The sequence below is a fragment of the Pseudoscardovia radai genome (assembly GCF_002259605.1).
In the GTDB taxonomy this organism is placed as follows: domain Bacteria; phylum Actinomycetota; class Actinomycetes; order Actinomycetales; family Bifidobacteriaceae; genus Pseudoscardovia; species Pseudoscardovia radai.
In genome coordinates, this window is the sequence record NZ_MWWR01000010.1 from 1 (window position 1) to 25,198 (window position 25,198).

Below are 25,198 nucleotides of genomic sequence, written 5' to 3' on the forward strand. Positions count from 1 at the left end.
ACCGGGTGTTGAGTGCAATCGCACAAGGGGGCCTGACTGCGAGGACGGCGGTCCGAGCAGGGACGAAAGTCGGTGATAGTGATCCGGTGCCGGCGCACGGGCGCGGCATCGCTCAACGGATAAAAGGTACCCCGGGGATAACAGGCTGATCATTCCCAAGAGTCCATATCGACGGGATGGTTTGGCACCTCGATGTCGGCTCGTCGCATCCTGGGGCTGGAGCAGGTCCCAAGGGTTCGGCCGTTCGCCGATCAAAGCGGCACGCGAGCTGGGTTCAGAACGTCGTGAGACAGTTTGGTCTCTATCCTCTGCGCTCGTTGGAATCCTGGGGAGCCCTGCCCATAGTACGAGGGGACCTGGGTGGACGAACCTCTGGTATGCCGGTTGTCGCGCCAGCGGCACGGCCGGTTGGCTACGTTCGGTTGGGATAACCGCTGAAAGCATCTAAGCGGGAAGCCCCCTCCGAGATTAGGATTCCTTGACGCCCCTGGGGCGTCGTGAGACCCCTTGAAGAACACGAGGTCGATAGGCCGGTGGTGGACACCCCGCGAGGGGCGGAGCCGACCGGTACTAACGGTCGAACGCATACACACATCAACATCTTCATACTCGCACGTTGGCGGACGACCCCCACCGGGGGCTACGGACGGCAAGCAGCATACTGCGCGACACACGACGAGAACGAAGAATCACCTACGCGTCCCTGTCCGGTCCCCAAACCACGGGAACCCCCGGCCGACACCACCCCACGCGGGGCGGGACGGACGGGATAACAGAAGGATTTGCGGCGGCCATGGCCCGGGGGAAACGCCCAGTCTCCATTCCGAACCTGGAAGCTAAGGCCCGGCACGGCGATGGTACTGCACTCGGCAGGGTGTGGGAGAGTAGCACGCCGCCGCTCTATTACTCACAAAAGGGGTGAGCAAGCACAGCTTGCTCACCCCTTTTTCCATATCTGCGCCAATATCGTGTACCCATACCCGGACACGCGCATCCCAGGCACTATAGCCAGACACACAGGCCGTGAAAGCCAGGCTCCCACGGCCTTTTCGTATTCGCTAGGGAAATCGGAACCAACCACGAAAATCGTAGACCGGCGTGTTGCATGGCTACAATGGAAGAGGTTGCGGCAATGTTGCCGCACTGCCTAGACCGATCTGGGTCGATACGGATCTGGACGGATACAGAGCTAGGCGCATGACAGATAGATGGAATGAATGGATTCGCGCTGCGGCGATTCTGCTCGACAGGAATGGCTGCGGACACGAGCCACGTGTTCGAAGGAGAACAACATGGTGTACCGGATGATCCTCAACCAGACTGCGTATTTCGGCCGCGGGGCCATCAAGGAGATTCCCGGCGCGGCGAAGTCGCGCGGCTTCAAGAAGGCCTTCGTCGTCACCGATCCCACGCTTGCCGACCCGGCCGTCGGCACGGCGCAGAAGGTGCTTGACGTGCTCGACGCCGCCGGCCTGCCCTATGAGGTGTTCACGAATGTGAAGCCGAATCCGCCGGTCGAGTGCATCCAGGACGGCGTTGAGAAGTTCAAGGCCTCTGGCGCGGACTTCCTTATCGGCCTCGGCGGCGGTTCGCCGCAGGATACGTGCAAGGGCATCGGAATCGTGGTGGCGAACCCTGAATTCGCTGATGTTCTGAGCCTCGAGGGCGTTGCGGACACCAAGAACCCGTCCGTCCCGATCTTCGGTGTGCCGACCACGGCCGGCACTGCGTCGGAGACCACCATCAACTATGTCATCACCGATACGCCGCGCAAGCGCAAGTTCGTGGCCGTGGATCCGCATGACATCCCCGTCGTCGCCTTCGTCGACCCCGACCTGACCGACGGCATGCCGCGCGGCCTCAAGGTGGCGACCGGCCTCGACGCGCTGACGCACGCCATCGAGGGCTTTGTGACGCCGGGCGCGTGGAGTCTGTCGGATTGCCTGAGCCTGCAGTCCATCCGCATGACGGCGCACAACCTCGCGAAGTCCGTTGCGGGCGATGTGGCGGCCGGTGAGCAGATGGCGTATTCGAGCTACATCACGGGCATGGCGTATTCGAACGTCGGCCTCGGCCTTGTGCACGGCATGGCGCATCCGCTGGGCGGCCGCCTGGGCGCGGCGCATGGCGTGGCGAACGGCATTCTGCTGGCGCCGGTGATGGAGTACAACAAGGATTACACGGGCGAGAAGTACCGCGATATCGCGGATGCGTTCGGCGTGGCCGACGCGTATTCCGGCGATATCGAAACCGTGCGCGAGGAGGCCGTCCAGGCCGTTCATAAGCTCACGGTGGATCTGGGCAATCCGACGAAGATTTCCGAGGTGGGCGCAACCGAGGCCGACCTCAAGCCGCTTGCGCATGACGCCTTCCATGACGTGTGCACGCCCGGCAACCCGCGCCCGGCCACCGAGGAGGATATCCTGCAGATCTACACGTCGCTGATGTAATGCGGCTGTGTAAAGCAGCTGCGTAGGGCAGCCGTGTAAAGCAGCGGGCGGTCCATACTCCCTAAATAACTGAAGATAACAAAAGGGCCTCGCGGAAACGCGAGGCCCTTTTGTTGTTGCGGAGGTTGGAAGAGTTGGGGAGGTGGCGGGGTGGTTGGATGAGCCGGTTGGAAGTGATGGCCCAACGCTATCCACTGACTTTTGCGGCCAGATGGCCGCAAAAGTCTGGGGTTGCGGTGGGTGGTTTGGGTTGAGGTGCGGGGAGTGGGCTACTTTTGCGGCCTTTTGGCCGCAAAAGTAGGGTGATGCGGGGGTGAGGGGAGTGGGGTGTGGTTGGAAGGGTCGGGGGTCTGGTGTGATCGGTTGGCTGTTGGGGTCTGGGGTGGTGCCTTGGTTTGGTGAGACGACGGTGTGGTTGTGGCGGGTGGGTTGGGATGGGATGTCGGTATTGGGTTAGTTTTGCGGTGGTTTGGCCGCAAAAGTGGGGTGATGCGGTGGTTGAGAGAGGACGGGGAGCGGAGGGATTGGGGCGCCGTGTTGGTATTGGGCTACTTTTGCGGCCAGGTGGCCGCAAAAGTAGTGGGTTGCGGGGAGTGAGAAGGAGCGATGGGTGAGGGGAGCGATGGGCTACGGAGAGTGGAGGGCGGCCGGCTTTGTCTTAGGAGGCGTCGGTGTGGTCTGCGGGCGGATGGGGGAGCAGAAGCTGCAGAAGGATCGCGGCGGCGCCTCCCACGGCCACTCCGGACGCGAGGAAGTACTGAAGGAACTGCGGCGCGGCAGCCATCGCATCGGCCGGAAACACCATCGTAGCGACGCCGCACAGCACCGAAATCCCCACAATAAGCGAATCGCGGTCATCGAACGCCGACGACCGGATGATGCGCATGCCCGCGGAGATAAGCGTCACGCACACCATGGCAAACACGCCGTCCACCACCGCCACCGGCAGCGAAATCACCACCGCCATGAGTTTGGGGCAGAATCCCAGCGCCACCAGGATCGCGCCGGCACAGACGAACACGCGGCGCGAGGCGATTTTGGTCAGTGGAATAAGCCCGGCGTTCGAGGAGTATCCGGTCACCGGCGTGGAGCCGAACAGCGCGCTGATGAGGTTGCCCAGGCCGAAGCCAAGGGTGCCGCGGTTGACGCGCTGGTCGGTGAGTTCCTCGCCCGTCACATCCTGGATCACGAACCACGTGCCGGTCGATTCGATGAGCACAAACAGGTAGATTACGGCCATAAGCACGCAGGTGCCGAGGTCGAAGCGCGGAACGCCGAAATGGAACGGCATCGGCAGCGAGAACCACGATGCCTGCGCCACGGCGCTGAAATCCGCGTCGCCCATCGTCCACGCCACCGCGGTGCCCGCTGCCAGCGAGATAATCACCGAAAACAGATGCAGCACGCCCGCCCGCCGCAGCGCGTACTGCAGCACCGTGCACACGAGCATCACGCCGAACGCCACGCATCCGCTGACGGCGTTGATGGTCAGACCGTAGCCGCCGGAGTCGAAGATGCCCGAGATAGCGGTCGGCACCAGCGTGAGGCCCACGATGAGAATGATGATGCCGCCGATCATCGGCGTGATGACGCGCCGTATGAACTTCGAATACAGCTTGCTCGCGCCCAGCGCCACCATAAGGATCGCGCCGGGAATCAGGCTTCCCAGCAGCGTGGCGATGCCCATCGTGGAGCCGATCATGCGCATCGCGCCGAGCGGTACGTACGACGGCCCCTGTACGATCGGCAGCTTCATGAGTGCGCACTGCAGGAGCGTGGCCACGCCGCACGCGAAGAAGCTCATCTGCACGAAATACGTGAGATCCGCGTTGCCCAGGCCGATGGAGGCGCCCAGCACAAGCGGAAGGATATACGAATCCATCGCGAGCACATGCTGGAGGCCCAGCGCTATGGATTGCGGCCACGGCGTCTTGGCGTCGGGTCCGGCGGCGAGTTTCGGCCTTGTGGTTTCTTGCTGCGACATTTCGGTCCTCGGGTTCGTGGGTGTGTGGGTTCGTGGGGTTGTGGTGCGTGCGCGGTCGTGGTGTGCGGGTTGCGTAGGGACGGGTTGTGCCACGGCGGGTCTGCGCGCGGCGACGACGGCGATCGCTTCCCGCGCTTCTCACTGCACATTTTACGGTGGGCGGGAAAATCGTGTTACAGCCCGAGCTCCTGCTCCATGTCGGCGATGCTCGCGCGCGCATGGAACAAAGGCCGCTCGTACCAGGTGTCGCCGGCGTCCACGGCGAGGGTCAGGCCGGTGTCGGCGAGACGGTACCAGCGCAGCGCCTCGGCGAAGTCCACGTCGCAGCCGCGGCCGTCGGCGTAGGCGTCGCCCAGGCGGAGGGCGGCGCTGCCCCAGACGCGCGGTGAATCGTGGCGCGACGATTCGAACGCCTGCCGATACAGGCTGAGTGCCCGCGCGAGGTCGCGCTCGCAGCCGCGGCCGTGCTTGACGAGGTCGCCGAGCTTGTACAGCGCCTCGCCGTTGTGCCGGCGGTGCGTGGCGCGTTCGAGGCACTGGTAGGCGAGGGCGTCCCGGGATTCCTGCGTTTCGCCGCGGTGCAGGTCGAAGGCGCTGTGGCAGTAGGATCCATCGCAGCGGTCGTAGCCGTAGACGTAGCCGAGGTTCATGAAGGCGTCGAGGTTGCCGCGCCCGGCGGCGTGGCGGTACATGATCTCGGCCACGCGGAAGCAGTCGATGCGGTTCTGGTACAGGGCCTGCAGCGACGTTTCGAAGCCCTCGGTGTAGAAATCCGCGCCGATGCGCAGCGCTATGCTGCCGTCGGGGTCCTGCATGTCCTGCGTGTAGGAATCGGTGCTGCTGTTGTATTGACGATATCCCCTGCGCGGCGTCGCGCTGGGCATTGTGGCGTCGTCTGCGCCGTCGTCCGTGTCTCCGAATTCCTCGGGGAACAGGAGGGCCGCGGTGCTCGGGTAGGTGTCGAAGCGGTCGCGCGGCGCGGGTTCGTCCGGGTTCGGCGCGGCGCCGACGGGGTAGGTGAGGAAGAGGCAGGGTACGATTCCGGCGATCGGGTCATCGTATTCGATCCAGTCGCCGGTGAGTTCGAGAATCGGGATATCCGGCGGCGGAACATAGCGATACGATTCGCACGAGCCTCGGGCGTCGCGTGTACCGCTTTCGTCGCGTGCGTCGCCTTCGCCGCCCGGCTCCTCCGGGGCGTTCGATGCGTTCGAGGTCGAGTCGCTCATGCTAGTCCTCCATGCTCACCGACATCGTGACGATCGGCACGTGGCCGGACGTGCGCACGCCCGTGACCGTGCCGTAGACGTTTTTGCCGCCGTCCATCAGTCGCGCCAGGATCTCGTTGATGTCGGCGCGCACGTAGCCGAGCAACGCCCCGTCCGGCGTGTAGACGCGAATGGCCCAGTGGTCCTGGAGATTCGACGATTCGTGTTCGAAACGCAGACGCATGCCGGGCTCCAGCGTGCCCAGTGCGTTCTCGTACCCGGGAATCGACGTGATGCGGGCCACCCGCGTTTTTGTGACGAGTTCGATGACGGTTTCGAAAGGCTTGGGTGTGCTCGGCGTCGCCCGGCTGCCCAGGTCCCGGCCGGTGCCAGTGCCGGTGAGCAGCTGCAGCAGCTCGTGCGCCGATCCCCTGCCGCGCCCCGCGGAGACGAGGGCGTTGTTGTTACCGGAACCATCGCCGGAACCATCGCCGGAGCCGCCATCGGGGACAGCGCCGTGGCCATCATTGGAACCATCGTCGGGCATCGCGTCCGTATCGTCGTCACTCATCGTCGGCCTCGCCATCTCCGGCCTCGCGCTCACCGCGGAGCAGCGCGACCCATTGCGCCTCATAGCGCTCCTCCAGCCGCTTGTCATGCTCGATCCGCTCGCGCAGCGGGGTCACCTGCTCATCCACCCACAGGGCATCGTGCAGATTGCGGCCGAGAATGTAGTCCTCCGACTCCTTGAGCTGCTCCACGCGCTCGCGGGCGGATTGCAGCTGCGATTCGAGCAGTTCGCATTCGTGCAGGAGCTCATCGGTGCTGAGGTTTGCATACGATTCGTCCGCCGCGTCATCCGGCGAGCTCGATCTGCGTGTCGCGGCCTCGAGCGCGGCGAGGCCGCCCAGGTCGAAATCGCGGAAATAATGCTGCGCGAGCAGGTACGTGTCCATGGCGGAGGTGTCGCCGGGGTGAAGGTCGGGATGGAAGCGCCTCGCAAGGATGCGGAAGATCCTGTGCATTTTCGCTGTCTGCGTGGCGGTCGGGCGGTCGGCCCGCACTTGCGCCAGAAGCGTGTCATGCACGATGCCGCGCCTGGCCTCGAGGACGTCCGTCCAGTCGGCGAATTCACGGTCGAGGGCCTGCTCGCAGGCGAGCCTGTCGATGGGCAGGCCCTGGTTGATTTGCGCGCGGCCGAGCGCGAGGCGCCTTTTGGCGCGGCGCATGGCTAGGTTCGCGTCCAGCGCGCGTACCTCCCAGCAGCCGATGGTGGTGGCGTAGAGCGAGTCGACGTTCGGCAGCTTGTGGAAGCGGATGTCATCGTATGTGGTCAGCGCGGTGAGAATGTCGCGCCGGATCCGGTGGATGCGCAGGATGGTGCTTCGCCGCTCGGCGTAATCGGACGTGGGATAGGTGCCCGGGTTTTCGCCATCCGGGTCGGTGTTACCGGTGTTGTTGGTGTTGTCAGTGTTGCCGTTGGTGCTCATATGCCCCTCCTTCCGCCGATGCCGCTCCCGATTGCCGTGCGGTGGCCGTGCCCTCCCTTGGGTCTCCGGCGGCATGCTTTGTGCGATCTGGTGTTGTGACTCCAGTATACGAAAACCCGCGCATATGCGTCTCCGCTGGATGCGGGCGCGTATGCGCGGGTTCGGTTATGCGTTGGCGCGGTGGTGCGGTTGCTTCACGATATGCCCTCGTGGCACGACCGCATTACGATGACGCCGCCTCGGACCGATGGCGTTACTTCGCCGAGCCGTCGGTGGCCGTCGACGAAGCGTCTTTCACGCCGTACCACGCGATGCCTTCGTCGTGCCAGCCCTGGGAGACCAGCTGGTCGCGCTCGGCGGCATCCGTGGTGTAATGGTGGCCGTTCGACGCGGCGTTCGGGTTGTACAGACGGTACACCGGCACGCCGGAGTTGGCGGGGGCGGAGCGCCAGCCGACGCCTTCGAAGCTCCAGCCGATGCCCATCAGCGTGTTCACCTCGTTGGCGTCCATGGTGTAGTGGTGCTCGCTGCCCGAGGGGTTGTAGAGGCGGTAGACCACGTCGCCCGCGGCGGGAGCCGTCCATGCGGTGGACTCGTTGCGCCAGCCCTGAGCCACAAGCTGGCCGAGCTCCTCTGCGTTGCCGGTGAAGAAATGCTCGCCCGTGTTCGGGTTATACAGGCGCTGCATCGTTATCGGCGATTCGTCGGAGGTCTGCTTCTTCTCGGTCACCGTCACCGTGGCGGTGACGGGAATCGTGGCATCGTTCAGCGTGTGGGCGCCGGTCACGACGCCGGACACCGTGAAGGTGCCGACGGTGGCATACGATGCGGGGTTGAGCGGTTTCGCGTTGTTCCAGTACACATGCTGGCTCGTCACGTCGCCGTTGCTCCAGCGCACGTCCACGTTCTGGGGGAGCGCGGGGATGACGCCCGCCTCGGTGGTGACGCGCACATTCGTGGCGGACGAGGCCGTGGCCTGGTTGATGTGGACCGTGGCCGTGGGGTGCACGGTGACGCCCTGCGACGTCAGCGTGCCCGTGACGGTCTGGGTGGTTTCGGAGTCGCGGGAGCCGCGCCACATGGAGGGGTCGGTGTTCCACACAACCGAGGCCTCGCTGACATTGCCGTTATCCCACGTGGCGCGCAGCACGCTCGGGAGGGTGGGGGCGGAGCCTGCATCGATGCGCACGTCGGGGATAGGCGTGGACTTGATGGTGGCGTTCTGTACGATAACCGTTGCCGTCACCGTGACGGAGGAGCCATCGGAATAGGTGACGTCATTCACGGTTCCCGACACGGTGAAAGTGCCCGGGGAGCTGAATTTTGAAGCATCGGAATTGTTCCAGCTTATCGTTTCGGATCCCATTTTGCCGTTTACCGTGACGAATGTCGCCTTGCTGGGCAACTTGACGTATGAATCGCCGACGGAGGCATGGACGGTCGAGCTCAATGGATTCCCGTAGTAGTCCTCGAATCCCGTGACGCGGGAGATGGGCGGCGTCTTGATGGACACGTCTTGGGACACGGAATACTGCCGTCCGTTGACCGTGACATGACCGGTGCAGGTGACACGTCTGTGATTGTCGGCCCAGTCGAAATAATCCGCCGTATGGGAATTCCATGTGATGGGCATCTTCGTCGTGGTGTCGTCGGACCAGCTGACGGTAGCCGTGGTTGGCAGGGTAGGAACCTGACCGGAATCCGTGGTGATGGAAAACTGACCGCCCTGACCGCTCTGACCGCTGTCAACACGCACAGACGTGACGGTAGCCGGGTCTGCGGGCTCGACGGTGACCGTGCGCGATGCGGTGTGTCCGCCGGCCTCGACGGTGATGGTTGCCGTGCCCTCCTTTTTCGGAACGAGGGAAACTCGGGCTGGGTCCCCCCAGTATTCAAAGGACACCACATCTGTGTCCGATGACGACCAGGAGTAGCTGAGGTCGGAGGCCTGGTACGAGGAATCCGTCATCGTCGCCGTGGCGGTGACAGTGGCGGATTTCCCGACGGCAAGGGTTCCGGGATCATCGAAGGACAGCGCCGAAACGGGATAGGAATCGAGAACCCTGACCTGCGCCGTGATGGTGGAGATGGCTGTGCCCTGTGTGTCAACAACCGGCTTGTCCAAGGTTCCCGTCGCGTGGTATGTGCCGGGAACGGATGTCTTCACGGATGATGTGTCCCATGTCACGAAAGCCCAGGTATAGTCATTGGCGGCATAGGGAAGATTAACCTTGACTGGGTTGGGAAGACTGACGTAGCCGCCCTTGACAATCCAAACGGAGACCGGTTCGATCGAAAGCGCCGCCATCTTGGCCACGGTGACCGTGGCCGTCACCTTCATGCCGTTCAACACCTCGTCGCTGGTGACTGTGACGGTTTTCTCATTGTAGTAATCATCGTTGGCGTATGTATACCAATGCAGTGTGGAATAGTCGTTTTCCCACGTCACCGGCTCCTGGCTTGTGCTGCCGTCGCTCCAATGAACGGTGGCGGTGGAGGGGAAAGCGGGCACGGTGTAGGGCTGCGTGGTCAGGGAAATCGGATCGACGGACTGGGGAGTCCTGTCGATCAGCTGCGCGGCGCCGGCCTGCTGGGTTCCCAGCGGGGCTAGGGCGCCTGGGGCGGGGGCGCTGACGAAGCAGGGCGTCAGCGCCAGTGCCACGGCCGTTGCAATGCCTGCGCAGCGGCGGATGAATGTGGATGTCATGATGCTGGTCCTTGAATGATGTGAGGAATGATGCGAATTGGTTCCGTGCGGATACGCGGTGGCCTGGGCGGCCTTGCGGCGCGGCAGGCGATGTTGTGGCAGACGGTGTTGCGACATGTGATGCATCGTCACTCCTTCACGCCGTACCACGCGGTGCCCTCGTCGCGCCAGCCGTTGGCGACCAGCTGGTCGCGTTCCGCGGCGCTCGCGGTGTAGTGGTGGTTGTTCGCCGGGGCGTTCGGGTTATACACGCGGTATACCGCGGAGCCCGAGTCGGACGGGGCGGAATACCAGCCGATTCCCTCGAACCTCCACCCCAGATGCATCAGCGTGTTCGCCTCTCCGGAGTCCGTGGTGTAGTGATGCTCGCCCCTGTTGGGGTTATACAGGCGGTACACGGGGTCTCCGGAGATGGGGGCGGTCCAGGCCGTTCCTTCGTAGCGCCACCCGGCCTTCACAAGGTTGGCGCGTTCTTCGGAGGACGCCGTGAAGAAATGCTCGCTCGAGTTCGGGTTATACACGCGCAGCATGGCGAGCGGCGCATCCGGGGTCGACGGGGCTCCCACCACCGTGACCGCCGCCCAGCCGTAGAGCCAGCCGTTGCTGCGGTAGACCGCGAGCTTGTAGGAGCCGGCCGTGGTGCTGCTGGGAATGGTGCCGGCAATGAAGTAACCGGTGGAATCCTGCAGCGTGCCGCGTGCAGCGCCCAGCGGGGTTCCGGCGGCATCCGAGCCGGCATCGTAGAGATACGGCGTGTAGGTGCATTCGGCGCCGGTCACCGTGCAGTCGGTGGGCATGGAGTTGAGGTAGAGGCGGAAGTCGTCTCCGGGGTGCAGCTGCGTGGCGTCCGATACGGTGCCGTTGGCCGACACGGTTTTCAGCGTCACGCTGGTACCGCGCATCTCGGCGTTGGTTTTGTTCGCCGAGGTGAGGCCGGAGGCGGACGATACGATGGCGCCGTCGCCGCCGGTCTGGCGGAAGGAGACCAGACGGCATTCGCCGTCGGCGATGCTGGTGCGGAAGATATCCTGGGCGCTGCCGTCCGCCGAATCCTTCCACTGCACTTCGTTGGCGAATCCGTTGGAATCCACCTTGGTCATGAAGGCCGAGGGATCGGTGAGGAATTCGTCGGCCACCGACGTGGCGCAGGAAACGCTGCCGTAAGCGCAGTGCGCGTTGTAGCCGACGGCGAGCATCACCGCGTGGAAGGCGCGGGCGTCGACAAAACCGTTCTCATAAGGGGTCGCCGGATCGTAAGTGGAGGAAATGAAAAGGATATTCGGTATGGTGGAGACCTCGAAGGCCTTGGCCAGGGTGCCGGTGCCCGTGAGGTATTCGCCGAGGCCGAGACCCGTCGCCAGGCCGCGCTGATTGCCGTTTTCATCGGTGCCGGGGTCACGATAGGGGGCGACGCGGTAATACTCCTCCATGGCCTTGGTACGCTCGGCATCCGAATGTGCATCTTCTACCGGTGCGTTGACGTCATCGGTGTTGTTGTCGATGCTGGAAATGACATGGAAGGCGGCGTCAGAGAAATCGTATTCACCGAAGTGTGCTCGGCCCTCGTATTGGTCGGCGAGTGCCAGCATGCCCGAAGGGTCTTTATCGTCGGCAAATGACTGGAGGGCCGAATTCAGCGTCGGCCAATAATACGTTGCGTAGAGGGCCTCCGTTGTTCCCTGGACGAAATCGGCGAAGGACAGCACTCGCGGATCGATGGTACCCGCCTTCTTCAGGTACGCACCGCCGAAGTTGAGGCGGGCGAGCCGCTGATACTCGGCGTACGCCGCATCGATCTGGGCGTCGGTGGGGGTTCCGCTCACCTTGTTTCCCAGGGCGCAGGTCTCGACGCTGGAATCGCTGAGACACCAACTGAGGAACTGGCGGAAGGTGTCGCCGAAGGAGGACGCCTGGGCAACCGAAGAAGCCGTTGTGGAACCATTGCCGAACTGCTGATAGCGGGCATCGGCGGCGAGAGCGTCGTTTGTCGAAAGATAGTTCACGTCGCCGTCAAGCACCATGGCCTGCACATTGCCCGGGAACTGCATGGCGTAATGTGTGCCAAGAACCGTGCCGTAGCTGAAACCGCGGTACGTGAGCTTCTCCTCCCCAAGTGCCGAGCGAAGCACATCCATGTCTTTGGCCACGGTGTCGGTGCCGACAGTGGGCAGGAATTCCTGCGATGTAATGCCCGAATAGCCGCGCGTGGTATTCGCATAGCATTCGGAAGCGTTGTATTTGTCGATCTGGTCGAGCTGGGCGTTGGTCAGCGCATCGCTGCCCTCGCGCTGCCAGTCCCTGGCCTGGTTCGACTGGCAGCGGATCTGCGGCAGGGAGGCGCCGACGCCGCGCGGATCGAAGCCAATAACGTCATAATGGCGTGTCAACTCGCTGCGGGTGGACCAGTAGGCATATTCGGCACCGCTTCCGCCGGGGCCACCAGGATTGATGAATATGGTGCCGTATTTCTGATAGCCGGGGCTATGGGGAACTTTCAGCACCGCGATTTTGATGGACTGCCCGGAGGGATTCGAATAATCAAGGGGTACCGAGGCATAGGTGCAGACGGAATTGTCGCGGCGCTCGACCATCTCGGACGGCTCGTCGGGGCCGGACGCGTAGCCGCCGCCGCCGGGGGTAACGGGAATGCCCGCCGTCCAACAGTTCGTCCACGTCAGGCTTTGGGAATAATAGGCCTCGAGCCCCTGGGGAACCGCGCCCTGCGATGCTCCGCCGGCGGTGGGGCCGGTCAGCTTCAGCACCGTGTTGCCGGAGGAATCCGTGGTCTTGTATTGGTCGGCGAGCCTGGGAAGATTGTAGAAGACGTCGTCTTCCTTGATCGAGGCGAAGTCCAGCGGATTGGGAACATCGTCCTTCGTGGCGGCCTCGCCGCCCGAGGAGCCGAGGCTGCTGCTGAAACCGCCGGAGGCTTTCTGCTCGTCCACCTGCGCACTGACATCCTCCAGATGTTGCACGGTGTTGTCAAGAACGGGGTCGCTTGTGGTTCCGATTCCGGCGGTGTCATCGGCAGAGCCATCGGTAGTGCCGTCGCTTACCGTTGCGGCGAGCACGGCGGCATCAGAGGCGCTGATGGTCTGCATCGCCTCGACGTCGCGCGCCGAATCCACGGTCTGCGCCTGCGCCAGGGATGGCGCGAAAAGTCCTATGGCGGTCAGAACCGCCACGGATGCCTTGGTCCATCTTCTCATGTGTTTTTTCTCCTTCATTCACTATTGCGGCGCATCCTGCCCCCGGTCCGCTCCCGCGTCCCTATGATGCGGCCGCCACGGCCCATCCGCGCCGCCCGTGGCATTGTTGTCTGTGACATTGCTGCCCGTGAGACATTGCGGATGTCTGGATGCACCGTCTTTGTGCACTTCCAAGCCTACTCCCGGGAATATCACAGAGAGTCATCATGTGCGGGAATTTCGGGGACTTGGGAAAAATGCGAAAACACCAAAACAGTTCAGAAAACAAACAAAAACGCGCGTGAATCGTTATATAAGTACACGATTCACGCGCGTTAAACGCACAACGCATGGTAAAAGCTGTGTCTAGTTGTTCGTTCTGTTTGCTTCGATCAGCCAGTCGATGACCTCGCGCTCGCTGACGGGCCTGAAGCCCCAGGCATCCTCGCCCACGTTCACGCACAGCGGGTCCGTGCCGTCCGGCGTTTCCTGGTGCGTGTGGCCGTAGATCAGCCAGTCGTCGGTTTCCGGCGCCACGTCGAGGAACTTGTCGCGGTCGTCGGGCCACGTGCCCCGGCCATCGAGCATCGCCGTCGCGCGCGGAAAATGAGACATGCCCGCCATCTGCGGCGCTGTCCGCACCGACCCGTCCTGTGCCAGCGTCACATGGCCGTCGGTCAGCACGGGCAGGTCCAGCTCGATCTCGCGGTAATCGTCGATTGTTTCGAACACGTCTTCGTACAGCTTGTCGTTGGAGCGCAGGCGGAAGTTGCGGTCATGGTTGCCGATGATCATGTGCAGGTGCTTGCAATTGAGGCGGCGCAGGCATTCCAGCGTGTGCGCCACCGTGCAGCGGAACGAGACGTCGCCCAGCAGCCACAGTTCGTCGTCCGCGCCCACGCGCTCGTTGATGCCCGCGATAATCGCCTCGTCATGCGATGCCACGTCCGCCGCCTTCGTGAACGGTATGGATTCCTGCGTGAGCGTCTCGCGGATCCAGGCGTGGGCGGCGTCGCGCCCCTGGGTGTGCCAGACCTCCATGTACTCCGCGCGGATGCGGCCGTTCTTGATATGTCCGCGCAGCACGCTGACCAGCGGGTGGCCGAAATGCGTGTCGGAGGTGAAGTAACGCATGGGGTATGTCCTTTTGGGTTGGGTGCGGGGTGCGGGTTGGTTGTGGGGTGTGCGCGGAATCCCCATATCCCGTACACAAAACGATAAGCGTGCCTTTGACGGCAGATTTTAAGCCTCCACTCTACTCTCGGTGGTCGGCTTGAGAAAACAAGGCCGAAGCGATGCGGTCTGGCGTTTGCGGGTTAGTCCCAATCCTCGTCGTCGGCATCGTCTGCCGCGGAGAAGTCGCTTCCCGGCATGTACTTTTTCATCTCTTCTTTGGCTTTGTCTTTGGGAAGGATGAATGCGGCGGCTGCTGCGCTGAACAGATCTTCCGGGGACATCTGCAATGCGGTGGCGAGACGGTAAAGGGTTGGGAGCGACGGCATATTCTGGCCGTTTTCGATATTGGCGAGGGATTTCTCGCTGATCCAGGCGCGGCTGCCGTCTTCGAAGGTGGTCGTGTCGAGGATGAATCCGGCTCGCGAATGGTGCCCGTGCTCGGCGAGGCCCACGTCGTTGAGGGTCTCGCGGCGATACTTGATGAAGCTTCCCAGCAGATGCATCGCCTGAACCTCTTCGGGGCTCGTGTTTCCCTTGCTCCGGACTGTCATAGTGGCCATCGTATGGAGGAAACCCCGAAAAGTCACAAAAGGAACCATGGTTCCAAAAATAACCCATGGATCAAAAACGCACCTTTGGTTCCATTGGAACTTCTGCCGAAGAGGGATAAATTAAAAATCACTTCCGCAAACGGTGAGAGGTCAAGCAAACCGCCGCGAAAGTGATTTTGAGATTGATTCTGTTGATCTGAAAGGAGATCGCAATGACCAATACTAGCAACTCGTCGGATTCCCTCCAGGAGAATGGCTACGTCTACGACTTCCCGATTTACGCCGTGCGTACGGTGAAGTCCCCCTCCGACCAGACGGTCACGACCCATACCGCGTACGTGAATATGAAGGATCTGCCGGACACCTTCCCCACGGATGTGAATCCGCGTACGGTGAATATGCATACGGCCACCGCCAAGAAGCTGCTTGAGGCGGTGTCGGGTCCGGATCCGTACTTCGACATTCACAACCGCGGCATCGTGCTCATCGCGAAGGAGGCGCATTACTCGTCCGCGAGCATGCTCCATCTCGATCTGGGCAATGACACTTCGCGTTATGGTGTGCTCGACGGTGGCCATACCTATGAGGCCATCAAGGAGCGTCGCGGCGATCTCGGCGACCGCGACAAGTTCGTCAAGCTCGAGATCATCGTCGGCGACGACCTCGACGTGGCTGCGCTGTCTGACGCGAGGAACACGTCCGTCTCCGTGAGCGATATCGCCCTGTACAACCTCGAGAATCGTTTCAATTTCCTGAAGGACGTGCTGAAGGAACTGCCGTACGGCGATGACATCGCGTACAGGGACAACGAGGACAAGCGCATCCCCATCGCGGATATCCTGCGTCTGATGTATGTGTTCAACATCGACAAGTTCCCCGATGATTCCACGGTGCCGACGGCTTCCTATTCTGGCAAGGCCCAGGTGTTCAAGGACTACCGCGAGCAGTGGGAGAAGAACCACGACAAGAACGATTCCGATGATTCCGACGCGGGCCAGCAGAAGAACATCTACTACCGTCTGCGCGGGATGATTCCTGAGCTCGTGAACCTCTACGAGAAGATCGAGCTCGAGCTCCCCACGAAGTACAAGGAGTACCTTGGCAACTCCGGGAGCGGTGCTGCCTTCGGCAAGCTTCGCGGCGTGACGAGCTCGAACGCGAAGGATGCCAAGGGCAAGCGCAGCAATTCCGACCGCTTCGCCACGGAGTTCACCGTGACGCCGATGGACTACGAGATCGCGAGCGGCTACATCATGCCGATCTTCGGCGCGTTCCGTGCGCTTCTCGAGTCCAATGAGAACGGCGTTCTCTCCTGGACCGAGGATCCCGAGGACGTGTGGGATTCCATCGGGACGAAGCTCGTCGAGAACACCTTCGAGGCGGATCACAACCCGCAGATGGTCGGCAAGAACAAGAGCGTGTGGCAGTCCAACTACCGCATCGTCTACACCGAGCACCTGAACCGTCTCGTGAAGAAGCTGACCCGCTAGACGGCTTGACTCGCGCTGGTGTCGGCATCGGCAGCTCGGGGGAGGAGCACTGAGCCGGCACCTATACGGCGATGGGGATGAGCCGCTGACGCGAACCGTGGGAGAGCGGTGATGCGGCGGAAGGCCCGGGCGTGAAGGGGTACCCGGGCCTTTTTCCGTTGGCGGCGATGTGGCGAACGCACCCTGGGCCGCCACTCGCGAAAAGTGATTATCGTCGCGTCCCTTATTATCACTTAGGCTCAAAGTGATAATAAGCAACGATGTTATTATCATTTAAAGGCTAAGTGATAATAACGAGAGCGGATTCATCGCGAAACCGCTCGAAGCCCATCGTGGAAACCGAACGGACGGCGAAACCGAACGAATGCCCACGATGGCGGCATCGTGAATAAGCCGGAACCGCGAACGAGAAGGAATATATATGTACAGCGCAGACGCGGCCGCCTCCGCCGCGGCACGGAAACCGGAGCCGTGCGCCGTGCCGGCGGCGGAACTCGAGGAGCATTACTGGACGCCGTCGGACGACGGCTACTACTCGCGCACCGCACGTCGTAAGGCATCGGGGAACTATTGCTCCACGCTGCCCGCCAGCATCGCGCGCATCTCCCTCACAATCCCCGCCGATCTCGCCGCAGACCTTGACGAGGCGACACAGCAGCTCGTCGCCTTCGACGCCCGCGCCGCCGAACGCTTCACCGCGGGCGGACGCACGCTGGGGCCGCTGTCCGCCGTACTCCTGCGCACCGAATCCACGTCATCGTCGCGCATCGAAAACCTCACCGTCGGCGCGCGACGCCTGGCACGCGAATCCCTCGACGGATCGCAGGGCGGTAACGCCGCGCTTGTTGTCGGCAACGTGCGCGCCATGGAAGCCGCACTCGAATTCGCCGAAAACCTCAGCGAGGAGAACATCCTCGCCATGCATGCCGCGCTGCTGGGCGACTCCGAGCAATGGAAGGGGCGCGCCGGCCGGTACCGCGATCAGCTCGTGTGGGTGGGCGTCAGCTCCGCCGGCCCGCGCGGCGCCTCGCATGTGGCCCCGCAACCCGAGCAGGTGCCCGGATGCATGGCCGACCTCATCGAGTTCATCAACCGTGACGACTTGCCCATTCTCGCGCAATGCGCCATCGCCCACGCGCAATTCGAGACCATCCATCCGTTCATCGACGGCAACGGCCGCGTGGGGCGGGCGCTGATTCACGCCATGCTGCGCGGCAAGGGCCTGACGCCGACCATGACGCCGCCCGTCTCCGCCGGAATCCTGCACGACACCGCGCGTTATTTCGACGCGCTCACCGCCTTCCGCGAGGGCGACGCGCGCCCCATTCTGGAATGCTTCTCGTCGGCGGCACGGTACGCCGCGCGCACCGGCATGGAACTCATAGACACGCTGAGCGGCATCCTCGACGATGACGCCGCCCGCCTCCACGCCCTGCCGCTGCGTCGCAACGCCCTGGGGTGGGCGCTGCTGCCGCATGTGGTGGAGCAGCCGGTGGTCAATGCGCCGTATGCGGCGCGGGTCCTCGGCGCGACGCCGGCGTCGGCGACGCGCGCCATCGCTCAGCTCGAACGCGCGGGCGTGCTGGTGAAGATATCCGGCGGTCGGCGCGGGCGCGTATGGGAGGAGCGGCGCGTCCTCGAGGCGCTTGATGATTATGCGGAGATGATCCGGCGGGGGTGAGCGGCTGGGGTTGGCCGGGTGTTGGGTGTGGGACGTTGATGGTGAGGATGTTTCGCCGTGAGGGTTCTTTTTGACGATTTTCCCCGGGCTGGCTGGGAAAATCGTGGTTCGTGGTGAGGATTCTTCGCCATGAGATCCGTTATTCCTCGCCAGACCCGCACCTATGGCACGGAACGGCGCTAATCTGGGTGGAGAGCAGCGCGGCCCAGCGAGGGACTTGGACGAAGGAGAGGTTCGTATGAGCGAACACATGGATGCGCCGGACTATTCGGCCGGGGATTCCGTCGCGGATCCGCAGACCGCAGGCCCGCAGACCACGGATCCGCAGGCCGCGGGTCCGCAGGCGCCGGATCCGCAAGGGCAGGCGCCCAGTGCCGCGCCCAATGCCGCGGACGAGGAACTGACGAGGCGCGGCATGGAGTTCCTGCAGTATCTGTCGTCCGTGGCGCGGAACCTGCAGGGGAAAATCGTGCGGGACGTCCACTCGCCGGACGCCCAGGGGCTGCTGTCCATCGATGCATCGTGGAACAACCCCTACGTCCGCATCGGCTCCACCGACGCGGATGACGCATGGCTTGTGGTGCAGAAGGTCGCCAGGCCGGTGCCGCCCGCCCTTCCCGACGAACTCGCGAGCCTGGTGGACGAGGGCTCCCTTACGGCGGACAGCTCCGCGCCCCGCCTTTCCGACATCGCCGTGGCGCAGCTGCTCGGTGACTCCCTCGAGCAGGCGGAGCAGCAGCTCGAGCTGTGGACGGAATCGACATGGAAGCCGTGGCGACGGCAGTCGCGTCCCGCAATCCAGGCGTACAAGCTCTACACCGACCTCTATGCCATGCGCCTGGCGATGGAGGGGAACGAGGAGACGAAGGAAATCGTGTGGGGGAACGCCTTCTTCCACTACGATGCGCCGGACGGCGAACACGTCGACTACCCCCTCGTCACCACGACCATGAGCATCGACATGTCCAGGAAGGACGGGTCGATCCGCGTCGAGGCCGACGGGAGCCCCGAGCTGTCGTTCGCGCCCCTCGAGAACCTTGGGATTCCGGGGATGAACGACCTCGTGGGTCTGCAGCGCGCCTACGCCTCCGCGCAGAACCCCGCGCAGAACCCCGCGCAGGAGGACGACGACGCCACCGCCATCCCCGTCTGGGACGACGGCCTGCGCCAAAAGTTCGAGGAGCGCATCGTGGCGCCTCTCGGTCTCGACGCGAAGGCGCAGAAGCGTTTCGACTCCCGTGGCACCACCGCGCACCCGGTGGTGAGCGACGAGACGATGCTGTTCATCCGGCCGATCCCCCGGCTCGAGGAGCAGTTCTATGACAATCTGAGCGACCTCATCGGCGAGGGCGGCATCTTCCCCGCCGCGCTGGATTCCATCGTGGTGAACCAGGACACGGTGGCGTCGTCGTCCCAGTACGGGCGCTATCGTGACGCGATCTCGGCCCAGACCATCGGCGACGGCAAGCTGCGCGTGCTCATGCCCCTGCCGTCGAACGACGAGCAGCAGCGCATTGCCGAGCAGCTCGAGAAAAGCATCGGCGTGGCGGTGCAGGGGCCTCCCGGAACCGGCAAGACCCACACCATCGCCAACCTCGTCTCCCACCTGCTTGCGCAAGGCAAGCGCGTGCTCGTCACGGCGGAGAAGGAGCAGGCGCTCACCGTGCTTCAGGAGAAGATTCCCGAAAGCATTCGCGACCTGACGATTTCCGTGGGCACGTCGGTGGAATCGATGGCGAAGCTGAGCGAATCGGTGCAGCATATGCAGGACACGATTTCCGACATCGACGTGGAGGACGAGAAACAGCGCATCACGGCGCTCGAGCAGCAGCTCGATTCGCTCGAATCGGATATGCGGCTTACCGAAGCCCGGCTCGACCAGGCGCTGATGTCGGAGACGCGGGAATTCACGATTCCCGATGCAACGGGCGACAAGTCGCGGCCCGCGGGGCAAGTGGCCAAATGGATCAGGGCGAACGCCGGCATCGACGTCATCGCCGACGCAGTCCAGCCCGACGTGCGCTTCCCGCTGACCGCGGAGGACTACGCGCACTTCGTTGCGCTTTGCCAATCCATCACGCCGCAGGAGGCTGCGGAGAGCCTGTTCGACACAGCCGTGGCGCAGCAGCTTCCCGACGCCGCCAGCATCGATTCGGCGTTCCGCGAGCTCGATGCCATCGGCGCGAAAATCGGGGCCCTGCAAAGCAGCGGCCTGCGCGTGGACGCGCTCGAAACCCTTCCCGAAGGCGGCCTCGAAAGCCTGGTCCAGACCATGGAGGACGGGGCGGCGCGCGTCGGGGCCATCGAAACGAGGCCCGATGACGCCGCGCTGTACAACGCGCTGTTCGCATCCGGGCGCTACACGGCCGACAACGTGGCCTGGCTGCGCGCGCAGAACCGCGAGCTGTGGAACAAGGCCGCGGTGGCGCGCCAGCACGAGGACCGTCTCCTCGGGCACGCCGTGTCCGTTCCCGCGGGGCCGAAGGAAAGCCAGCTGCAGCTGCTCTCCGAATGGAGCACCAGGATGAAGCCGGGCGGCAAGCTCGGCATGTTCGCGCCCAAGGAGCTCAAGGACTTCGCCGGCGCCGTGCGGGTGGACGGCTTCGCCGTCGCGAATGCGGAGCAGCTCGGGCTCGTGCGCGACCAGATCATCGTCAACGACGAATGGACGTTCATCGTGCGCATGGAGCAGCAGGTGTACGGACGCTTCGGATTCGATGCCGGCGTCAGCGCCGGTCGGCCGGATTTCGCCACGATTGCGAACTTCGCGCAGCGCATCGAGGACATGTGCGGCTGGGGGCTCGAAGGCATGCCCGCCCTTGGCGAGACGCTGCGCACGTATGTGGCCGGCGCCGGCGCCGAGCCCATGCCCGACAGCGCCACGCTGCGGCACATCGCCGACCTTCTCAAGGATTTCGGCATCAGCCAGCGCGCCGGACAGCTGGAGGCGTGGCTCACGAGCATCATGGGCGTGCTCGACGCCGCGGCCGCTGCACAGCCCGCGGTGACGCTGTGGAACGATTTCCGCTCGGCGCTCGCGACGCGGGACGCCGCCGCATGGGCCGCCGCCTGCCAGCGCATGGGCGAGCTCGCCCGCGTGCGGGAGGATTGCACGCGACGCGAGGCGCTGGGCGAGCGGATCGCGTCCGCCGGCGCCCCCATGTGGCGCGATGCCATGGAACGCGGGGAGGCCACGGCCCTTCTTGCGCCGGCCGATGCGCCCGTCGCCTGGCGGGTCGCACAGGCTCACACGTGGCTCGGCTCGCTGTACCAGGGGCCGAGCGTGGAATCGTTGATGGAAGACATGAGCCGCAAGGAGGCCGAGCGCAAGGACGTGACGCTCCGGCTCATCCATTCGCTGGCCTATACGCATCTCAAGGAGAACCGCCCCGATTCCGCGCGTCGCCATCTTGCGGACTGGCTCGAGGCGATCAAGAAAATCGGAAAGGGCACGGGCAAGAAGGCCCCGCGGTATATCGCGACGGCGCGCGCCATGCTGCCGCAGGCGATGGGTGCGGTGCCGGTGTGGATCATGCCGCTGCATCGTGTGTTCCAGAACTTCGTACCGGGGCAGTCCGAGCCCTTCGACGTGGTGATCGTGGACGAATCGTCGCAATGCGACCTGCTGTCCGTGGGCGTCCTGGCCCTGGCACGCCAGGCGGTGATCGTGGGCGACGACAAGCAGACATCCCCCAACCGCGTGGGCATCGACGAAAGCATGTTCGGGGAGCTGCAGAACCGGTATATCGGCGATTTCGGCGACCGGGCGCTGTACGGGCCGAACGAGTCACTGTATTCGCTCGCCACCCGCGCGTTCGGCAGCGTGATCCAGCTGCGCGAGCACTACCGGTGCGTTCCGGAGATCATCGAATACTCGAATCGTTACTACGACGGGAATATCCAGCCGCTGCGCGAACGCACGCATCCGCAGATCGGCGATCCGCTCCATGCCGTGTATTGCGAGGACTGCGTCTCCCGGAAGGCCGGCAACTTCCGCGTGAACGAGGGCGAGGCGCGGCGAATCGTGGACACGCTCGTCGAATGCCTGCAAAAGCCCGAGTACGCCGACCTGAGCTTCGGCATCGTGACGTTCATGAGCGGCGACCAGAAGAAGCTCATCCAGAACGAGCTGCTGGAACGCGTAAGCGTGCAGGATATCGAGAAACACCGCATCCGCGTGGGATATCCGCCGGATTTCCAAGGCGATGAGCGCGACGTCGTGTTCATCTCCATGGTGACGCATATCTCCGCCTCGACGGAAGGGGCGCACGTGTACGCGGCGACCAGCACCATGTACCAGCAGTGGGCGAATGTGGCGGTTTCGCGCGCTCGCGACCAGCTCTGGGTGTTCTATTCGATGGATTACCGCGCCCTGAATCCCAACGATGTGCGGCGAGGGATCATCGAGTACGTGGCCGGGTACCGCGAGGAGACCCGCGCGGAAGACAAGTTCGCGCTTGTGGAATCCGATTTCGAACGCGATGTGCTGCGCGATATCCTGCGGCATGGCTATGACGTGCAGCCGCAGTATCAGGTGGGGCGCTACCGCATCGACTTCGTGGTGACGCTGGCGCCCGGATACCGCCTCGCCATCGAGTGCGACGGGGATTCCTACCACGGGCTCGACCGCCAGGATTCCGATCTGCGCAGGCAGCGGGTGCTGGAGCGGCAGGGGTGGAATTTCTGGCGCATCCGCGCGTCGGAGTACTACCTCGATCCCGGTGCGTCCATGATGCCGTTGTGGAGCCGGCTGGAGGATCTGCGGCAGCGCGCCGAGGATTCGCGCGGCGCGTGATGCGGTGATGGGCTGATGAGGTGATGCGGTGATGGTGCGGGAAGCCGGGCCTCGTGGCGAGGATTGTTCGCCATGGGGCCCGGTTTTGGGTCTGGCGTGTGGTTTGGTTGGGGAAATCGTGTTTCGTGGCGAGGATTCTTCGCCATGAAGGGCGGTTTCGACGATTTTTCCGGTGTCGTTTGGCGGATATGGCGTTCGTGGTGAAGGGGGTTCGCCATGAAGGTCGTTCTTCGGCGGTTTTCGCGCTTTTGCTGGCTGATGAGGTGTTCGAGGCGAGGACAGTGCGCCATGAAGGGTGTTTTCGGTCCGATGGGCGTGGATGGTTGGGGAAATCGTGTTTCGTGGTGAGGATGTTTCGCCATGAAGGTTCTTATTGACGATTTTCCCTGCGTGGCGCGGGGCGGCGTCGCAATCGTAATGGTGTCATGGCATACTGAAAGGGCATCATCGACGATGATGGATTGCTATCGATTGCGACCCTGGGGAGGACTGCAATGACAACACATGACGATTCACACGCGAACCCTTCCGTGGATGCTTCCGCGGACCATTCCATGGTTCCGGCGCATCTGGCGGATTCCACGAGTGCGGTTGACCTGCGCTCGGCGATGGAGGCGCGCAGTACACGCACCTCGAGGCCGCTGATGGACGTGTTCACGGCGCTGTGGAACCACAGCAGCGACGACCACCCGCTGACGCCCGATGAGATCATCTGGTTCCTGGCGCATGACAACCGCCAGAACTCGTTCTACAGGACGCCGTCGCGCGAAGCCGTGGTCAACGAGCTGCGATACCTCGAGTACACGCGATTCCTCGGGCGCGAGGTGCGCCGAGTGGATGACGACGCGGATGGCGACGCGGATGGCAAAGGCAAAGGCGCCGGCAACGGGCGGGACGCGGGCGGCCGCTGGTATATGGCGCCCGTGCTCTCCTCCTCCGAAGTGCGTCTGCTCGAGGACGGCCTGATGCTTTCGCGTATCGATCCGGAGGAGCTGCGCGGCGTCATCTCGGGGCTGCGCCAGCTCGCCGGCGGCAACGCGCCCTCCGATGAGCTGCCGGATATACCAATCGCCGGCTACGAGCATATCAACGGCGAGTTCCTCGCCACCGTCGAGAACATCACCCAGGCCATCAGCGACGGCATGGCCGTTGTGTTCTCCTACTGCGACTACGACGAGCACGGCGACCTCGTCCGGCGCATGAAGCGCCTCGATGATGGGACGCGTGGCGATACGCCGCGCAAGTACGTGCTCGACCCGTACAACATGGTGTACAAGAAGGGCAGGTACTACCTGCTCGGGCATTTCCATGACAATCCCGTGCCCGAAAGCGTTGACCAGGACGAGAAGCACACCAACCTGACGTGCTTTGCCGTCAACCGCATCCGCGACCTGCGGATCAGCACCATGCGGATCGCTGCGCCGGCCGGCACCTGGGACGAGAACGGCCTGCCCCGGGCGCTGACCGGTGCGCCTCGGTTTGACGCGGTCGCCTTCGCCAGGCAGCGCCCCCATCTGACGATGGGTACGCTGATCGACGTGGTGATGAGCGTCGGGCCGGGCATGCTCACCAACGTGTATGAGTGGTTCGACGATCCCAAGGTCGAGCGCGTCGACGGGCCGTTCGAGGCGGGCGCGGGTGCTGTGGGCGGTGCCGGTGCTGGCGCGGGTGCTGCGGGCGCGGGCGGTGCGGGCGGAGCTGGTGCGGCCGGGGCCGCAGAGCGCGGCGCGGCGTACCACTATCGCGTCACGGTGCGCAGCCCCCAGCTGAGCATCGTGTGGTGGGCGCTTCAGTATGCGCTCTCCGAGGTGCGAATCGAATCCCCGCAGGCGGTTCGCGATGAACTGCACCGCGCCGGCGCGCTGCTGACGCAGCGCTACGGCGAGTAAACGCATCGCTGACGCCGCAGGGCCGCGCAGCGCCGTCCCCCATGCGGCGTGGGCCGTGCGCCGTCCCCATGCGGCACATCCCCGACCCATGCCTCCCGTGCGGCGCCGTCCCCAATCGGCACCGCACAGAAGGCACGAATCGTCAGATCGCCACTGGGCCGAAGGCATCGATATGCGCGAGCGTGACCACGCGATTGGCCTCGCACGGCTCGTCGTGCTCGTATGCCTCGCATTCGCGCAGGTGCTGGAGCTTCAGCGCCAGCTTCAGGGCGTAATGGCGGTCGCAGTAATACTGGATGTGATCCGACTCGCATTCGGGGTCGCCGCACAGGCAGTGGGTGTAATGCGTGGCGGTATCGTCGCACATCGATTCCTCCCAATCGCATGTGTGGTGACCGCCGCCGCCATCTCCGAAATCGGGAAAGTCCGGACCGGCGGGCTGCAGGCTGGGCGTGTCGTCGTCCTCCTGCGCCACCGCGACATGCGTCGCCGCCTGCCCGGCGTGCGCGTCATGCGCCGTCGGCGTGTTCTGGGTCTCCAACATCGTCGGAGCTTCCTGAGTGATCATGGTCTGAGTGGTCATGATGTC

14 protein-coding genes and 2 rRNA genes are annotated in these 25,198 nt (G+C 63.8%); 7 read left to right on the forward strand and 9 right to left on the reverse strand.

The genetic code is table 11. From position 1 onward, the window contains the following. The 3 genes from PSRA_RS06230 to fucO form a co-directional block, all read left to right on the forward strand. Nucleotides 1-594, forward strand: a 23S ribosomal RNA gene (locus tag PSRA_RS06230); the annotation flags it as partial. A gap of 189 nt (nucleotides 595-783) precedes the next feature. Next, nucleotides 784-901 (forward strand): 5S ribosomal RNA (gene rrf / locus PSRA_RS06235). Between the two features lie 391 nt (nucleotides 902-1,292). Beyond that, nucleotides 1,293-2,450, forward strand: coding sequence for a lactaldehyde reductase (fucO, locus tag PSRA_RS06240; RefSeq protein ID WP_094661050.1), 1,158 nt, complete (start codon nucleotides 1,293-1,295; stop codon nucleotides 2,448-2,450). Nucleotides 2,451-3,108: 658 nt separating this feature from the next. Here fucO and PSRA_RS06245 read toward each other — a convergent pair. The 8 genes from PSRA_RS06245 to PSRA_RS06280 all read right to left on the reverse strand — a co-directional run bounded on the left by PSRA_RS06245 (nucleotide 3,109) and on the right by PSRA_RS06280 (nucleotide 14,802). Next, nucleotides 3,109-4,434, reverse strand: a complete 1,326-nt coding sequence (locus PSRA_RS06245; protein WP_094661051.1) for a uracil-xanthine permease family protein — start codon at nucleotides 4,432-4,434, stop codon at nucleotides 3,109-3,111. A 173-nt stretch (nucleotides 4,435-4,607) separates the two neighbouring features. After that, nucleotides 4,608-5,663, reverse strand: coding sequence for a tetratricopeptide repeat protein (locus PSRA_RS06250; protein ID WP_094661052.1), 1,056 nt, complete (start codon nucleotides 5,661-5,663; stop codon nucleotides 4,608-4,610). 1 nt (nucleotide 5,664) lies between these two features. Next, the gene (locus PSRA_RS06255) at nucleotides 5,665-6,213 is read right to left on the reverse strand and encodes an HIRAN domain-containing protein (protein ID WP_143516365.1); all 549 of its coding nucleotides are present in this window, start codon (nucleotides 6,211-6,213) and stop codon (nucleotides 5,665-5,667) included. Continuing rightward, nucleotides 6,206-7,132: a hypothetical protein gene (locus PSRA_RS06260; protein WP_094661053.1), complete on the reverse strand. Its 927-nt coding sequence runs from the start codon at nucleotides 7,130-7,132 to the stop codon at nucleotides 6,206-6,208. Before PSRA_RS06260 ends, PSRA_RS06255 begins: the two co-directional genes overlap by 8 nt. Nucleotides 7,133-7,385: 253 nt before the next feature. Continuing rightward, entirely contained in the window at nucleotides 7,386-9,839 is a 2,454-nt protein-coding gene (locus tag PSRA_RS06265) for an Ig-like domain-containing protein (protein ID WP_158216344.1), read from the reverse strand. Nucleotides 9,840-9,967: 128 nt separating this feature from the next. Further along, nucleotides 9,968-13,048, reverse strand: a complete 3,081-nt coding sequence (locus PSRA_RS06270) for an alpha/beta fold hydrolase (protein WP_158216345.1) — start codon at nucleotides 13,046-13,048, stop codon at nucleotides 9,968-9,970. A 345-nt stretch (nucleotides 13,049-13,393) separates the two neighbouring features. Continuing rightward, nucleotides 13,394-14,161, reverse strand: a complete 768-nt coding sequence (locus PSRA_RS06275) for a metallophosphoesterase family protein (protein WP_245834931.1) — start codon at nucleotides 14,159-14,161, stop codon at nucleotides 13,394-13,396. Nucleotides 14,162-14,343: 182 nt separating this feature from the next. Further along, complete coding sequence (locus PSRA_RS06280; protein WP_211280500.1) at nucleotides 14,344-14,802, reverse strand: helix-turn-helix domain-containing protein; 459 nt, start codon at nucleotides 14,800-14,802, stop codon at nucleotides 14,344-14,346. Between the two features lie 164 nt (nucleotides 14,803-14,966). Here PSRA_RS06280 and PSRA_RS06285 point away from each other — a divergent pair, with 164 nt between their 5' ends. From PSRA_RS06285 to PSRA_RS06300, 4 genes are all read left to right on the forward strand, one after another. After that, nucleotides 14,967-16,244: an AIPR family protein gene (locus tag PSRA_RS06285; protein WP_094661058.1), complete on the forward strand. Its 1,278-nt coding sequence runs from the start codon at nucleotides 14,967-14,969 to the stop codon at nucleotides 16,242-16,244. Between the two features lie 421 nt (nucleotides 16,245-16,665). Continuing rightward, entirely contained in the window at nucleotides 16,666-17,925 is a 1,260-nt protein-coding gene (locus PSRA_RS09675) for a Fic family protein (RefSeq protein ID WP_094661059.1), read from the forward strand. Between the two features lie 238 nt (nucleotides 17,926-18,163). Then, a complete protein-coding gene (locus PSRA_RS06295) occupies nucleotides 18,164-22,720 on the forward strand; it encodes an AAA domain-containing protein (RefSeq protein ID WP_143516366.1) in 4,557 nt (1,518 codons plus the stop codon). 494 nt (nucleotides 22,721-23,214) lie between these two features. Next, complete coding sequence (locus tag PSRA_RS06300) at nucleotides 23,215-24,609, forward strand: helix-turn-helix transcriptional regulator (RefSeq protein WP_094661061.1); 1,395 nt, start codon at nucleotides 23,215-23,217, stop codon at nucleotides 24,607-24,609. Nucleotides 24,610-24,751: 142 nt separating this feature from the next. Here the strand turns inward: PSRA_RS06300 and PSRA_RS06305 are convergent, their stop codons facing one another. After that, the gene (locus PSRA_RS06305) at nucleotides 24,752-25,192 is read right to left on the reverse strand and encodes a hypothetical protein (RefSeq protein WP_094661062.1); all 441 of its coding nucleotides are present in this window, start codon (nucleotides 25,190-25,192) and stop codon (nucleotides 24,752-24,754) included. Nucleotides 25,193-25,198 lie beyond the last annotated feature (6 nt).